Origin of the sequence: Paenibacillus lautus NBRC 15380 (assembly GCF_004000945.1) — a bacterium.
Taxonomy (GTDB): Bacteria; Bacillota; Bacilli; order Paenibacillales; family Paenibacillaceae; genus Paenibacillus_AQ; species Paenibacillus_AQ lautus.
Genome location: NZ_BIMF01000005.1, coordinates 197612 through 213061 on the forward strand (window position 1 = coordinate 197612; position 15450 = coordinate 213061).

The 15450-nt window shown below is 51.0% G+C and carries 13 protein-coding genes; 2 read left to right on the forward strand and 11 right to left on the reverse strand.

Features of this window, described 5'->3' with window-relative positions; translation table 11 throughout:
* Nucleotides 1-117 precede the first annotated feature (117 nt).
* Nucleotides 118-1875 carry an ABC transporter ATP-binding protein gene (locus PLA01S_RS12090; protein WP_127592441.1) on the forward strand — a complete coding sequence of 586 codons (1758 nt, stop codon included), beginning with the start codon at nucleotides 118-120 and terminating at the stop codon, nucleotides 1873-1875.
* Nucleotides 1876-3981: an ABC transporter ATP-binding protein gene (locus PLA01S_RS12095; RefSeq protein ID WP_127592442.1), complete on the forward strand. Its 2106-nt coding sequence runs from the start codon at nucleotides 1876-1878 to the stop codon at nucleotides 3979-3981. It abuts the gene before it with no gap.
* Nucleotides 3982-4204: 223 nt separating this feature from the next.
* Here the strand turns inward: PLA01S_RS12095 and PLA01S_RS12100 are convergent, their stop codons facing one another.
* The 11 genes from PLA01S_RS12100 to PLA01S_RS12150 form a co-directional block, all read right to left on the reverse strand.
* A complete protein-coding gene (locus PLA01S_RS12100; protein WP_127592443.1) occupies nucleotides 4205-5131 on the reverse strand; it encodes a protease complex subunit PrcB family protein in 927 nt (308 codons plus the stop codon).
* A 67-nt stretch (nucleotides 5132-5198) separates the two neighbouring features.
* A complete protein-coding gene (locus tag PLA01S_RS12105; protein ID WP_127592444.1) occupies nucleotides 5199-5663 on the reverse strand; it encodes a hypothetical protein in 465 nt (154 codons plus the stop codon).
* 79 nt (nucleotides 5664-5742) lie between these two features.
* Nucleotides 5743-6471 (reverse strand): hypothetical protein, encoded by a 729-nt coding sequence (locus PLA01S_RS12110; RefSeq protein ID WP_246059454.1) that lies wholly within the window; start codon nucleotides 6469-6471, stop codon nucleotides 5743-5745.
* On the reverse strand, nucleotides 6471-7361 hold the full coding sequence (locus PLA01S_RS12115; RefSeq protein WP_127592446.1) for an ABC transporter ATP-binding protein: 891 nt from the start codon (nucleotides 7359-7361) through the stop codon (nucleotides 6471-6473). Before PLA01S_RS12115 ends, PLA01S_RS12110 begins: the two co-directional genes overlap by 1 nt.
* Nucleotides 7362-7717: 356 nt before the next feature.
* Nucleotides 7718-9118 (reverse strand): sedoheptulokinase, encoded by a 1401-nt coding sequence (locus tag PLA01S_RS12120; RefSeq protein WP_164817412.1) that lies wholly within the window; start codon nucleotides 9116-9118, stop codon nucleotides 7718-7720.
* Nucleotides 9115-9777: a hypothetical protein gene (locus tag PLA01S_RS12125; RefSeq protein WP_127592448.1), complete on the reverse strand. Its 663-nt coding sequence runs from the start codon at nucleotides 9775-9777 to the stop codon at nucleotides 9115-9117. Before PLA01S_RS12125 ends, PLA01S_RS12120 begins: the two co-directional genes overlap by 4 nt.
* A gap of 86 nt (nucleotides 9778-9863) precedes the next feature.
* Complete coding sequence (locus PLA01S_RS12130) at nucleotides 9864-11114, reverse strand: amidohydrolase family protein (RefSeq protein WP_164817413.1); 1251 nt, start codon at nucleotides 11112-11114, stop codon at nucleotides 9864-9866.
* A 142-nt stretch (nucleotides 11115-11256) separates the two neighbouring features.
* The gene (locus PLA01S_RS12135; protein ID WP_127592450.1) at nucleotides 11257-12552 is read right to left on the reverse strand and encodes an ABC transporter substrate-binding protein; all 1296 of its coding nucleotides are present in this window, start codon (nucleotides 12550-12552) and stop codon (nucleotides 11257-11259) included.
* A gap of 131 nt (nucleotides 12553-12683) precedes the next feature.
* Nucleotides 12684-13535 (reverse strand): carbohydrate ABC transporter permease, encoded by an 852-nt coding sequence (locus PLA01S_RS12140; RefSeq protein WP_218033646.1) that lies wholly within the window; start codon nucleotides 13533-13535, stop codon nucleotides 12684-12686.
* 15 nt (nucleotides 13536-13550) lie between these two features.
* Nucleotides 13551-14423: a carbohydrate ABC transporter permease gene (locus tag PLA01S_RS12145; RefSeq protein WP_127592451.1), complete on the reverse strand. Its 873-nt coding sequence runs from the start codon at nucleotides 14421-14423 to the stop codon at nucleotides 13551-13553.
* Nucleotides 14424-14438: 15 nt separating this feature from the next.
* Nucleotides 14439-15440, reverse strand: coding sequence for a LacI family DNA-binding transcriptional regulator (locus tag PLA01S_RS12150; RefSeq protein ID WP_127592452.1), 1002 nt, complete (start codon nucleotides 15438-15440; stop codon nucleotides 14439-14441).
* Between the last annotated feature and the right edge of the window lie 10 nt (nucleotides 15441-15450).

The window sequence follows — 15450 nt, forward strand, 5'->3', positions numbered from 1 at the left end:
CGTGCGTATGATAAGTTCAAAATTAATGAAGCATATCGTCCGTCGCCGGATGATGTGCTTTTTTTGGTTTTTACGGATGATATGATGCCAGAACGACCTACGAAAGGAAGGGATAATGTGTTTGCCGTACTTAAAAATTTAGGCTGGTTTTTCAAGCAAGAGAAAAAGCGTTACTTGATCGGCCTTGCGCTTCTCATCTTTTGCGGACTGGTAGAGTTACTGCCGCCGCTTCTGCTCGGAAACGCGATTGACGATATCGTCAGCAGTTCTATAACGTGGGCTTCCCTCGTCCAATATCTGTTCATGATTCTCGGTATCGTTGCTGTCGTGTACTGTGCCACTTACATATGGATGCACCGTTTATTCGGAGGAGCGAACCTCGTGGAACGCCTGCTCCGTACCCGGTACATGAACCATTTGCTGCGGATGCTTCCGCCGTTTTTCGAACGTAACCGTACCGGAGATCTCATGGCAAAAGCCACGAATGATCTTCGCTCCGTGGCAGCAACCGCCGGCTTCGGGATGCTTGTTATGACCGACTCCACCATCTACTTGATTGTCGTTCTCTTCGCTATGGGTTTCATTGTCAGCTGGAAGCTGACATTGGCGGCCATTCTGCCCATGCCGATCATTGCCATTGGCATGGTCATCTACGGAAGAGCCATTCATAAACGCTACACGCTGGCGCAGGATGCCTTCGGTGACATGAACGACCAGGTTCTGGAGTCCGTAGCCGGTGTCCGTGTCGTCCGCGCTTATGTACAAGAACGCGCCGATCAGCAGCGCTTCCAGGACATTACGGATGACGTATATCGTAAAAATCTGGCGGTAGCCAAAGTGGACGCCTTATTTGAACCAACCATCAATTTCTCCATCGGTCTCAGTTACGTCATCGGTTTAGCCTACGGTGTGTACCTGGTGTTCCAGAATCAAATCACACTCGGAGATCTCGTATCGTTCAACATGTACCTCGGGATGATGATTTGGCCGATGTTCGCCATCGGGGAATTGATTAACATTATGCAGCGCGGAAACGCTTCGCTGGATCGGGTCAACGAAACCTTAAAGACCCCGCCGGATGTTACCGACGCCGCAAATCCTGCAGACGTGAAGGTACCGGATACGATTCAATTTAAGGATGTCACTTTCCGTTACCCGACCTCTACGATTGATAATTTGAAAAATATTAACTTTACGCTGCAAAAAGGCCAGACGCTCGGCGTCGTAGGACGCACGGGCAGCGGCAAATCGACGCTGCTGAAGCAGCTTCTTCATGAGTACCCTACCGGGACCGGCGATATCCTCATTTCCGATATACCCATGGAGATGCTGACGACCGACCAGCTCCACAGCTGGATCGGGTATGTGCCGCAGGAACAGATCTTGTTCTCCAAGACGGTACGTCAGAACATCCAATTCGGCAAAAAGGATGCCAGCGACGAACGGATTATGGAAGCCATCACCACCGCCGCCTTTGACCGCGATTTGGTTACCCTGTCCGATGGCCTTGATACCCTTGTAGGCGAAAAAGGCGTTGCGCTGTCCGGCGGGCAAAAACAAAGGGTCTCACTGGCCCGGGCTTTTATCGGCGACCCTGAAATCTTAATATTGGACGATTCCTTGTCCGCTGTGGACGCCCGGACGGAAGCCAGAATCATCGATAATATCCGGAGCAAACGCGCCGGTAAAACGACCCTGATCTCCACGCATCGACTCTCGGCCGTTCAGCATGCCGATATGATCGTGGTGCTGGAGGACGGTCGAATCACGGAGCAAGGAACCCATGATGAACTGCTGGAGCTCGGCGGCTGGTACCGTGAGCAATTCGAACGCCAGCAGGTAGAAAACAATCTGACCTCGGAGGAGGTGTCTTAATTGACTCCAAGCGATACAACCATTTCGAATGAATCCGGAATTGCCAAACGGCTGTTCCGCTATGCTTTAACGGCCAAGGGCACCTTCATTGCCGCCTTGATTCTGCTGGCCATAGGCGTTGCCGCAGAGCTTGCTGGCCCCTTCATCGCAAAAACGATGATCGACGAGCACATCCTGGGCATTGAGCGGCCTTATTACGAGACGACACAAGCCCAAGGCGCCGCATCCTATAACGGGACTTATTATAAACGCGAGGATCGCTTTCAAGTAGGCGAGACGCGAGGACAGGAAGTACGCCTTGTTCAGGCTGGCCGCAGCTTCTATTTCATTGATGAGCCGGTAACCCGAACCGAAGGAAACCGCTCCTTTCAGGACGGTGTATTGACGATTTCCTACGCCTCGGAGGAGCTCCAATATCCGGCCATCAAATTAACCAAAGAACAGCTGTTTGAATTTTATAAACCCGAGCTGCCCAGCATTTATAAGCTCGTCGGCCTGTTCCTGATCTGTCTGCTGATCTCCATGATTACGGTATTCGGCAGAACCTACTGGCTGCAATCGGCGGCCAATCGGGTCATCCAGAAGCTGCGTACCGATGTATACGCCCATATTCAGCGGCTGCCCGTCAACTTCTTTGATAATCTGCCGGCAGGCAAAGTCGTTTCCCGGGTAACCAATGATACCGAAGCGGTAAAGGATCTGTTTGTTGCGGTATTATCCAACTTCAGCTCCGGTGCCGTGTATATTACGGGTGTCTATGTCGCCTTGTTCCTTCTGGACGTCAGACTGGGCTTGATCAGTTTGTTTGTTATCCCGATGTTGATTGTATGGACCATCCTGTACCGCAAATTTGCAACCAAATACAATACGGTCATCCGCTCCCGGCTGAGCGAGATCAACGCCATCATTAATGAATCCATTCAGGGCATGGCCATCATCCGTGTATTCCGCCGCCAAAAAGCGACCCAAGAAGAGTTCGAAGCGCTGAATGCGGACTATATGGCTCATCAGAACAAAATGCTCAATCTGAACTCCTTCACCACGCACAACCTGGTAAACGTACTGCGTAACGTTTCGTTTGTGGTTGTTCTCTGGTATTTCGGTTCTGCATCATTGAACGGTGCCGGCATCGTCTCGATCGGCGTCCTCTACGCCTTCGTTGATCTGCTTGGCCGCATGTTCCAGCCGATAACGGGCATGGTTAACCAGCTGGCCGCGCTCGATACCTCCATCGTCTCCGCCAAACGGGTATTTGAGCTGATGGATGAAACAGGCGAGAAAGTAACGGACGGCAGCATGCCGCGGTATTTAGGAAATGTGGAGTTTCAAAACGTATCATTCGCGTACAAGAAGGACTATGTGCTTAAAGACATTTCATTTGAAGCGAGGCAGGGTCAAACCGTGGCGCTTGTGGGTCATACCGGCTCCGGCAAAAGCTCCATCATCAATCTGCTGTTCCGCTTCTATGATCCGCAGAAAGGCACGATTACCATTGATGGGCAGCCCGTTACCAATATTCCAAAGCAATGGCTCCGCAAGCATATGGGCATCGTGCTGCAAGACCCCTACCTGTTCACTGGCACGATTGCTTCGAATGTCAGCCTGGGTGATCCGGGCATTACACGGGACCAGGTGGAACAGGCGCTGCGCGACGTAGGGGCCGACCGGCTGCTCGCTCATCTTCCGCAAGGCTTCGATGAGCCAGTACTAGAGAAAGGCAGCACACTGTCCGCCGGTCAACGCCAGTTAATCTCCTTTGCCCGGGCTCTTGCGTTCAATCCGGCCATACTGATTCTCGATGAAGCCACCGCTAACATCGATACGGAGACGGAAGCCTTAATTCAGGAAGCCCTGGAGGTGCTGAAGCGAGGACGCACGACCTTTATCATCGCCCACCGCTTATCCACGATCCGCAGCGCCGATCAGATTCTGGTCCTTCACCGCGGAGAAATTGTGGAACAAGGTTCCCATGACGAGTTGATGGCCCTGGGCGGAAGATATTTTAAAATGTACCAACTTCAGCAAGGAAGCTCGGCTTCGGTTCCAGAGACTAAGGAAACGGTGCTTACCGCTTCCAACAGCAAGATGGCCGGTGGCCACGTGTAGACCAAGTTAGGTGAAACTAACGCAGTGATATTATAAAAACGTCTATCGACGTGCACAGAAGACAGACCTCTGTTCGCGGTAGTTTTCCTGCGATATCAGGAAGGTCCCTGCTTCGAAGTTTATTCTTTCTGCATCTAAAAAAGGCTGTTCCCAAGCGAATGTTACATTCGATAGGGGACAGCCTTCTTTTTTTAGATTGTATTCTGGCGGTACATTACAAGCCTTACTTTGCCGAATCAAGGGTAACTTCAGCTTTGACCGTGATTTTGGTGTACTTGGAAGGCACGAGCACGTCATCCGAAGATTTGGAGATGACTTGCGGATACATTTTGTCCGGATCGGGTTGAAGAACTTTGTAGTAGATCACGGCTTCGGTATCGCTAACATAGTCGACCGAAGTAATTTTAATGCCGTACCCCGGATTCGGTAGGTCTTCCTTGGTTACCGTGACTTTGTTCTGCGCATCATCCACCTTAACGACGCTTGTACTTACAGACGGGTCAGATTGTCCCGGCTCCTCGGGTATCATGTTCTTCTGATGCTCCTCAATGAATCGGATGGAATTGTACGCAAGCTCTGCCGCTTCAATTCGCGTTAAACTCTTCGTTGGATGGAACTTGGCGTTAGCGTCGAGCTCAGCAATCTTGGTTAACAGCAGGAACTGCACCGCTCCTCTGCTCTCCTCTTTCATCAGATCCTCGTCGGCCACATGCAGATACATCATGACCACGGGATAATTTCCGGTCTTCTGAATCGCTTCCGAGAGCAATGTCGCAAACCCAACACGTGTTATCGGCTCATTCCATTTCATGTCTGCCGATACGGACAATCCGTTCTGAGCCGCTATATTCACAGCATCAGCGAACCAGGCATCCTTCGGCACACTGTCAAACGAACGGCCCGTAAAATTCGGTTGCACCTTCAGATCGGCAACATTCACAATCATCTGCACCGCTTGTGCCGTCGTTATTGTTTTGGCCGGAGCGAATTTGTCGGCACTAATCCCTTGAACAATTCCTTTCGATTGCAGCTCCTTCACCATTTGCAATGGCTTCTCCTCTTGAATATCGTTGAATGCAGAGGCGGCGCCGGCCCCGAGCAATGACGAAGTGACAAGCATTGCAGTTAACAATTTCGTAGTTTTTTTCATAATTACACCTCCTAATCTTTCTGACGCAGAGGTGCTGGAATATGTTTCATCTCAGCCCTAATTTATTTTACACGCTTCTTTCGCTGTCCAGGCCAAGCTTTACATACATTTCACGGGAATAACCCTGCAGCTTCTGCTCCAGCGCCTGAGCCTGGTCCTTAAATGCGGTCAGCTCCCGAATCATTCGGGAACGGCCAGCCGGGCTGAACGTCTCATGAATCCGCTCTTTGAAATAATCATGAACGATATAGTTACGCTGCTTCCAGACCTCTTTTAACTGAACCGTTTCTTCTTCGGAGAATGGAAAGTAATGCTGGATCTCGTGTACCAGTTGGCCCAGAGAGCTGCTTAATTTCCGCTGATATAATTGGGTGAAATCTTCTTCTGAAGGCACATTTCCTTGGGAAAGCTTAATCAGCATCAACAGATTCGCGAGCTGCTGCTCCAGCGCCTGTGAATAATACACCGCTAATCCGAAATAGGCAAACAGCTCTTTGGAGTGGTCACTGTCCATCAGTCGAGATTGTTTCATGGTATCCTCCTCTAGTATTGGCTGTCTTTACCGTTTCTATTTGTGTATATCCCTATGGTAAAGGAAGATTACTCCTACTTCAACCTACTTTTCGGATCATGCTTGCCGCATCCTTACGGCAGGCGTTCCATAGATAAACAGCCAGCAAAATGAAGCTGTATATGAACGTATATGCAATCGTCATGAATAATACGGACCGGGAACGCTCGTCAGCATGAATGAGCATATCAATCATAACAGAGACAGGCGGCAGCACATAAGGAACCATTCTCAAATAGACAAGATCATCCTGAACGATGGATTGCCCGGCTAAGGAAATAACGATAACGATTAACAGCAAACCTGCCGCTCTTCCCTGATTCTCCATAAAGCCAAACTGAAAAAATACGGAAAGTGAAATGCCGAGCAAGGACAATGCAGCATGGCCCAGAAAACCCAGAGCAAACTGAGATAATGTCATCGGCTTATCAAACATTCCAAATACGATCGGATAAAGGACAGCAAATAAACTGAATAGAATAGATAGAAGACTTACGGTTAAATATTGGGCGGCATAATATCGTATGGCCTTCCCGCTATGAACGATCAGGAGCATCGTTTGACGCCCTTGATCATGATTGAGAAAGTTCAAACCAAGCCAAGCTGAGCCGACAAACAGAAATGCAGCCGTTACGGCATAACTGTCCATGATCGGGTTGGGCCGGTAGGAGTAGATAAACACCACCGATATCAATATAAAAGCAATCGGCGCAAAATATCGATAGGATCTCGTGTAGCTGGCAAGCATGTAATGAATCAATGATCCCATTATGCTCCCTCCCCTTGCATTGATTGACCGGAAGTTGGGTGCACTTGCTCTGCCCTCTCTCCGCTCCAGGGCTCCAGCCGTGTCAGCGAACCGCCTGACTGTAAAATATCCAGCAGCATTTCATCCGCGACCTGCCGTGACACTACCATCGATGCAGGATTACCTCTCGATATCCAATAGTGAAATCCTGAGCGGCGTTCCAGTTCCATCATTTTGTCCTGGGTAACACGCGTGAATTCCAGCATCATCCGTCCCATCTCCGAACCGGTTTCCAGCATTCCGTCCCGTTCGATCCGCCCCCGGCGGAGTTGCGTTACCCGGTCGGCCAGCGAAGCAATAAGCAGCGGCTCGTGTACGGACATCACGATCGCTGTCCCTTGTCTTTTGATTTCACTTAGTATGCCAATCATCTCCATTTGGGAAGGCTCGTCCAATCCCGATAGTGGCTCATCCAGAACCAATAGATCGGGCTGACGAAGCAGGGCCTGCATGATATTGACTTTTTGCAGCATTCCCTTGGAGCATAATGTCATCTTCATGTCCTGAAGCTGAAACACATTCAGCATCGCATTAATTCGCTTCCCGGCTTCTTGCTTGTTCATGCCCTGAATGCTGGCCATATGACGCAAATATTCGGAAGGATGAAACCGAAGCGCAGGAAAGCGCTCCGGAACATACCCGACGCGAAGCGAGGATTCATACTCGACCCGGGATCCTTCCGATGGGATAGCAAGCCCGGCTATTATGTGCAGCAGGGTGCTCTTTCCCGCACCATTGCTTCCCGTAATAGCGACGCATTCGCCTCGGGAAATGCTCCAATTGATGTTATGTAAGACGGCGAATTTGCCAAAACGCTTGTTTATTCCGTTCAATTCCAACAGCTCCTGCAAACATTTCAACTCCTGTTCACGTATTCTGGTGCTGTATGTATTGTAGATCTATTTTACCTGTAAACACAACCTCTCAAGCTCGGTGGACAAAGGTCTCATCCTGACATGACAGTAACACCACATATATGTACTTCAAGACGGCTCTATCTTCCGAAACTTGACATAAATCCAGAAGATTAGCGTTAGGTTGCCATGATCAAAATGGCATTCGAAGCACCGATCAGGAAAGACGATAAAACATAGCGAAGACGGCCCAGAAGGCCGCCTTTTTGTTTATTCGCTCTTAAGTTCAACTTGCCCGAACTCAGCTTGCCTAGAACGCGGGTCTCCGGCTGGCCCCATCCGTTTCCTTGCCATTACCGCAGCCGTTGACCTGCCAATTCAAACGATTCAATCTCTCCTAATCCTACGGCCGCGCTTAGGGCTGCGCCTACGGCGCCCTCCTCGGCATATTGCGATACATGCATTCGAAGCCCAAACCGCCGGGCTGCTTCATCCCTTAACCTTTCGTTGTTGCGGATGGCATTTCCGGCTCCAACCAAGGAATTGACACTATGACGTATAACTCCCGGCAGTCGCTCGAAATACGCATGCAGCTCCTCGACCATCCCCCGGTTGAAGCCATCAATCAACGGTCCAGGGAAAAAGTTATCCACAGAAATGTTGCCAATCTGTCCTCGCTGACCGGGGTCTTGCCTTGTTCCAAGGAATTGGGTATTCACGGTCAGGTTGTTACTAGAAGAAGAACTTGCTTCGCTTGCTGCTCGTTCCATCCAGGCGTAGACCTGCCCTGCGGAGACGGGCTCTCCAGTATATGAGGAAATAACCTTTCGAAAAAACTGCTCCAGTAACGCATAGGCTTTACCACCACAAAGGGACGAACCGACTAGCAGCCTGCCTCCACCGGGAAACGGTCTGGCTTCCATCCCTTCCGGGACCGTCCGGCCTTCATGCAGGTCATAGATCGAAAGCTGTCCTCCGGTTCCGATATTCAACAGCACCGAGTGGTGAATGTCTTTCACGCTGCCCAGAAAGCTCGCCTGGTTATCGCCCAGCGATACATACACCGGAACGCCGCCCGACGATCCTGCCTTCGTTCCCGAAGCTCGAACCGATGGAAGCCAGCTCCGCTTTATTCCTGCTCGTTCCAGCGCTTCGGAATCAAAATCTTGTTTTTCCGCAGAGTAGCAGCCAATCCCTGCTGCATGTGTCGGGTCAATTAGCGGATCTTGATTGCCTGCCAGCTTCATCACGATATAATCCGAGATCGTGCAGATGCAGCACGCAGACGGGGGTATAAGATGATTCATCCGGTTGTAAAAATGCGTGACGAGACCATATCCTGTCGCCAGCGTATATCCCGTGAGTTCCGATAGTCGCTCGGCGTAAGTCCCATGATGAAGCCGCTCTGTTCCGCGTTGATCCTGCCATGTATACAGGGGACTAACCGCTCTGCCTAGTTCGTCCAGATACAGAATGCCATGCATTTGGCCTGTTACGCCAATGCCTCCAATATCCGGATGCTTCTGTAACAGCTGTCTTATTACCGTTTCCGCCTGCCGCCAGATCACCTCCGGGTCTTGAACCCTTTCCCATGGGTAACCCCCACCCTGTCCTGCTCGGTTGGTTTCAATCACAACAGACGACAACTCGCCATGTCCGACGTCGTATACCACTCCGCATATACTCGTTGTTCCGATATCCAATCCAACATACTTCACCGGCATAACTCCTGACATCATCGTATTCCTGTTCATGCCAAGGACTGCGGGTGATCGAGGCATCGCAGCATTTCTTCACTGTTATGCTCGATATCCAGCGATAACGTTAGCGGCTGCGGTGCAAGAGATTTTTCCCGCAGCTGCAACCATTCTCGCCATACCTCAGCTGACTTCCCATAACGTTTCCCGCTAAGCCTCCGCAGTTCAAGGAGCGCCCCTCTGGACAACAGCGACCGGCTGTCATCTAGATAATCGCTCAAGATTTCATATCCTTCCTTGCTTCCCGATCGGGCCAAGGCTCTCCCAACTGCCAGCTCCAGCATCGAGCGCCGCTTCAGAAAGTAATCGGCCTGCGCTCCCGTTTTACAAGTTTGTCTCCGCAGCACAGGAATGCTATGGAGCTTTAACAAGACCGAAGCTGCTTCCCTTGATCCTAACCGTTCAGCTCCTTGGCAAATCGCATCAATATAATAGTAGATTCCCTGCAAGGTATCCTTGAAATCCTCCTCATCGGGATGCAGCAACCCGGCCACCCGCTGCCATACCATTAAGCTGCGCGGATCCCTTGCCGCGACTAGGGAGTACAACCAATTGGCGGCCTCGGGCATCGCTCCGTGGTCCGGAGGCAGCTGCACATACATGATAACAGGCTGAATCCACCTGCCCGATTCCGAGAATATGAAGCTCCGTCCCACCGTTTTTGTTCTGTGTCGTCCATTCCATTTTTGCGTCTCGGCTCCATCATTCGTTATAGATCCATCATCCAGCCGGGGAAGAGTCGCTAGAGTCGATAAAGCTCCATTAGATTTTGGCGGAATATCCGGTCCGCAAACGTCATGGCTTCCCGTTCGTTCAGCGAGCCTTCACGGACCTTCTCCTGAAGAACTTCCGCTGCGATCTGCCGTGCCAGCTTTTGATGGGCATAAGTGCCTTCAACGAAATTGTAGTCGCCGCCGAAGCCCTGAATTTTGGTACCCGGCACCATTTCGATCATCTGGCTTAATATTTGCTTGGCCGCCGTCGGCGAAATAATGTAAACCCAGGTGAAATCCGCATAGACGTTCGGAAAATTTTTCGCTAAACTCAAATATTCATTCTGGTATGGCAGCCCGCAATGCAGCAGCACAAACTTGGCTTCCGGGTATTCAAGCAGCAGCGGTAGCAGGCCGGTCACCCTGGAATTCGTAATGATATTCCCGTTGCCGGAAACGCTGGTCTCGTGATGGCCGGTATGGATCTGAATCGGCAATTCATAGGCAATGGACCGACGGACGATGAAATGAATGAGGTAATCCTGAAGAGGCAAAGTATCCGCATGACTTAGCGGCTCATCCAGCGTATTAACCATCAACCGGTTAAAAGCTTGTTCCGCCTCAAATCGTGTCGGTTTGCCGCACGCCAGACTGCGCCAGTAAGCGTGACCCAGCTTCGTGGCAACCATCCCTTCCTGAACGTATCTATATAGTAAGGAATCCACCGCGTTCAAATAATCCTCCAAGGTATGAACGGTTACGGCAGCCGTGCGCTCTACCGCCTGAATATCCTTTAATGTTCGCAGCTTAAAAGCAAAGTCCAAGAACATGATCGGCCTCAGCAGCTCGGTGTTCATCTCGGTTGTCTGAATCAGCGTAAACGCCACGTCGATTCCTGATTGCTCGCTTAGCACCTTGCGGTACCAATCATCGTTGGCGGAGGCGGCTTTCACCTTCCCGTCCAATTCCATGATGCCCTGCACGCTCCAATCCCCGAATCCGTACAAGTCCTCTAGTGCGGTCTTAAACATCCGGGCATACGTCGTATTATTCGTACGGTCCCAATAATTCAGGAAGGTGACCGCTTTCTCTTCATCGCTGGTTTTGCTTCTTGGGCTTAAAACATCCCGCGGCATGCCTGCCGTGGTCAAGTCCGAGTCCAGGTAATGAAGCAAGCCGAAGATACCCGTATTCTCCTTTTTCCGAATGGCCGGCGTGGCCAAATGCTCGTGTCCGTCAATGATGCGGATTTGTTGTATATATTCCTGCAAGCTATTCATCCAAGGTGTCTCCTTCCACTCCATAAAAGGTCTTCATCCTAAATTCCCAGTCTTTATCCTTCACGTTAAAAGGACAGGAAAAGGCTGCCTCGCGAAGGAAGCAGCCTCCCCCATCAACCGCGGTTGTGATCCGTGCCGTGTCTTAATCGATTTGCAGCTCAGGGAAAGAATTCTTTACTTCCTTTTTGAAATCGGCCAATACTTCGTCATAACTCCGATTGTTGGTGACCCCTTCACCGGCAACCTTTCTCCACTTGCTCAGAATTTCCTCGCCAAACTTGTCCGCTGTATGTCCCGGCATTTGCTTGACCGTCTCATAATACGGAGCCAGTATGTTCTGATCCCCGAACAGTGGAGACTTGAAGTGGTCCAGATTGTCTTCATAGACTTTGCCGGAAGCCGGCATATTGCCTGTCTTCTCCAGATTGTGCTGCTGCCACTCCGGTCCGGCGATGTATTTGATAAATTCAAACGCCAGCTCCTGATTCTCGGATTTGGAATAAATGCTGCGGTACGTTCCTCCGCTGTAGAAGCCTAACGGCGTCTTGGCTACCCCATATTTCCCTTCGGCCTTACCATCCTTGTTATCCACCATAAAGCCAGCCCATGCCGGCATGGAGGTCAGCACCACGCTGCCGTCATTCAAGGCATTGCCCCATCCCGCCGACATGAACGGCAGCTTGGCATCGACGTTGTTCTGACGAATCTCCTTCTGAATCTCGTAGTATTCCTGCCACTGTGGATCCATGTTCAGCTTGTTGTCCTTCACCCATGGTTCTAGGTTATAGGCAGCGATATCAAATACGTCGCCGGCGTTTGCGATCAGGTGGACCTTGCCGCCGCTCGCCTCAAAAACCTGCTTTCCAAGCTGGATGATCTTGTCCCAACTGTCGACCATTCCGCTGATTTCGTCGGGATCATCGGTTCCGAGGTACTCCTGCGCCGTCTCGCGCAGATACCAGAATCCGCCCGGCGACGAATGATCCGAAACCGCACGGATTTTGCCGTCCGACCCTCTTCCGAGTTCCGTTACGTATGGAATATTGTCCTTTACCAGCTCATCAATGCCCATCGCCGATAAATCCGTCGTGAACTTGGAATCGATGAATTTGCCGATGTATCCCCGCTCCAGATCAAAGATATCCGGCGTATCCTTGCCGGTCTGCAGGGCCGTCAGCAGCTTCGTCTGATACTGGTCACCCGGGAACATCTTCACCTCGACGGTCACTCCCGGATGTTTCGCCTCAAACTGGTCTGCCATGTCCTGCACTTGATCAAAGAATGTCCATATCACCAGTTTGCCTTGAAGCTCTCCGTTCTCGTTTTTGGCCGGAGCAGCTCCTCCCTGACTTGCTCCGCTGCCGCCGGAGCATCCGGCGAGCAGTCCGGTTAACATGATGGCGGACAGCAGCATGCCGATTAACTTCTTCCTTTTCAAAACAATCTCCCCCTATACGTTTCATTCGTTTCCAGACAAACATCGATTGAATCCATCCGAAATGATTTCATAAAGAAGCGAGAAGCAGGTCTATGTCGGGGCATCCCCCCTTTCAGACTCCTTGCCGGCCATCATCCCTTGACTGCCCCTGCCGCAATTTCGCTGATTACTTTCTTCGACATGATCGAAAATACGATCAGTATCGGTATGGTTGAGATGACAACGCCGACGTATTGTGCGCCAAAGTCCGAGGTGAACTGGGATTTGACGCTCGCTATCATCACCGGAAGCGTTTGCAGCTGATTATCGAACAAAATGATCATCGGGGTCAGGAATTCGTTCCAGCTGCCAATAAAATTCAGAATGCCGAGTGTGGCAATGCCGGGAATCATCAACGGAATGACAAGACGGTGGAAAATTCTCAGTTCCCCGTAGCCGTCGATCCGGCCCGATTCCATAATCTCCGTCGGCACCGAGGAGTCCGCGATCTGCCGCAGAAAAAAGATGCCGAATGCGCTTGAAATGGAAGGCAGTATCAACGGCCAGTACGTATTCAGCATGTGGAACGTATCCATCAGCTTGTAGAAGCCGATGATGCCAAGCTGTCCCGGAATCATCATCGTTCCCAGAACGGCTACGAAGAGAATGTTCTTATGCTTGAAGTTGTACTTGGCAAATCCGTAGCCGCCAAGAGCGGCGAAATATAAGCCGATGGCTGTGGATACTACGGAAATGAAGATCGAATTGGCAAACCCGCGCCAAATGTGGACCGTATCGATCAGCCGCTCATAGTTGACCAGAAACTGGTCCCCCGGAACGACCAGCAGCCTCCGCGCGATATCCGAATTGGCATGCGTCGAGGTCATGATCATGCTGTAAAAAGGAATGAGGCAGGTTAAGGCGATCACAAGCAGAAATAGGTAGAGCGCCATTCGCCCGAGAATAATCTTAACGTTGTTTTGTTTTACCGCTTCAGCTCTCATAAGTTCTAGCACCCCCTAGTCCTTCAGTCTCGCAGCCCGAGCCGTAATCAGCGAGAACAGCATAATCACGATGAAGATCGCGTAGGCAATCGTTGCCCCGTAGCTGTAATCGAAGTTAAGGAAAGCTGTTTCATACAGATACATCGCCATGGTCCGGGTCGCATTGCCTGGGCCCGATCCGAGCATCAGCGGTGCATCGAACAGCTGCAGGCCGCCGATCACCGACGTAATGAGCGTGAACAAAAATACCGGCCGCAGCATCGGGAACGTGATGCTCAGCGCCGTTTGGAACTTCGTCGCCCCATCCACTTCCGCAGCCTCGTACACTTCGGACGGAATCGATTGAAGCCCTGCGATGAATACGATCATGTTGTAACCGAAATACTGCCAGCAGATAACTCCGGCGACAATCATCCGGGCGAGCCACGGATGGTTGAACCAGTTGACCGGATCATCCACCAAACCCAACGCCATGATGATCTTGTTGATGCTTCCCGTCTGCCAGTCAAACATCAGACTGAACATGACGCCGAGTGTAACCGGCGTAATGATGTGGGGAAAGAAATAGACCGCGCGGAAGAAATGTTTGCCGCGAATGAACTTCTCGTTCAGGATCATGGCCAATATAAGCGCAATCGTCAGCTGCGGTATGATCGACATCAGCCAGATGATAAGCGTATTCCCGATCGACTGATAAAAGAAGCTGTCCTGGAGGATTCGCTCATAATTGGCGATACCAAAAAATACGGGATCGTCGAACCCATCCCATTTCGTGAAGCTGAGATACAAGGTGTATAAAATCGGCACCAAACCAAAAATAAAGAATCCGATAAAAAAAGGTGAAATAAACAGGTAGCCGTAATTCGATTTATTGATTTTTGTTTTCACCGGGCGTGCCTCCCTTTACGTGTTCGCGCAGGAATTCCGAATAATAAGCTTCGGTCTTAATAAATGACTTGCGCGCTCCCCAGGCGGCCTGCCGTGAATCTTATCGAACAGGCCGACTGCCGCTTTGTTACCGATTTCAAAAAATGGCTGGCGAACCGTTGTCAAGGCTGGATAAACCCACTGCGCGATGGAGATGTCGTCAAATCCGACAATGGACATATGCTCCGGCACACTGCGACCGCTTTCCTGGATCGCCCGCATGGCACCGACAGCGGTCTCGTCATTGGAGGCGAGAACGGCGGTAATCCCCTCAAGCCTGTTGATCTCCAGCATCGCCTCATACCCTCCCTGATTGCTCCAATCGGATGTCACCACCCACTCCGGCCGGTATGGAATTCCCAATGCCTTGAGCGTGTCGACGTATCCCTTCAGTCTGTATTTGCTGGCAGCTGCATGATCGGGCCCGGTAATATAAGCCATGTTCCGATGTCCAATCGAATGCAGGTAAGTGACCAGCTCGGACACACCGAACGCATTATCGACGTCGACGGAGAAGATGTCGTCCATCTCGCCGCGGTCACCGATGAGAATCACCGGCAACGGAGACTCCCGGATTTTTTGCAGTTCTTCCTCCTGCCTGCGCCTGAAGCTGACGAGAATCAACCCATCAATCTGTCCTTCGTACAGCAGATCCAGGAAAGATATTTCCCGGTTGAAATTCGAAGTCCAGCTGTAATAGATGCAGTTATAGCCTTCTTTTTTGACTGCGTCCTCGATCCCCTTGATCATCCCCGGGTAAAACACGTTGGAGATGTCGTCGATGGCGATGCCGATCGTGAACGTCTTGCTGGTTACCAAACGGCGGGCATGGGCGTTGCGGTGAAAGTTCAACTCCCGTATCGCCCGGTCGAGTGCCGCCTGCGTCGTTTTCTTAACCTTCTGGCCGTTTAAGTAGCGGGATACCGTACTCTTGGAGGTATTCGCCAGTTTGGCCACGTCATGAATAGTAGGAACCATAGCGAAAAAC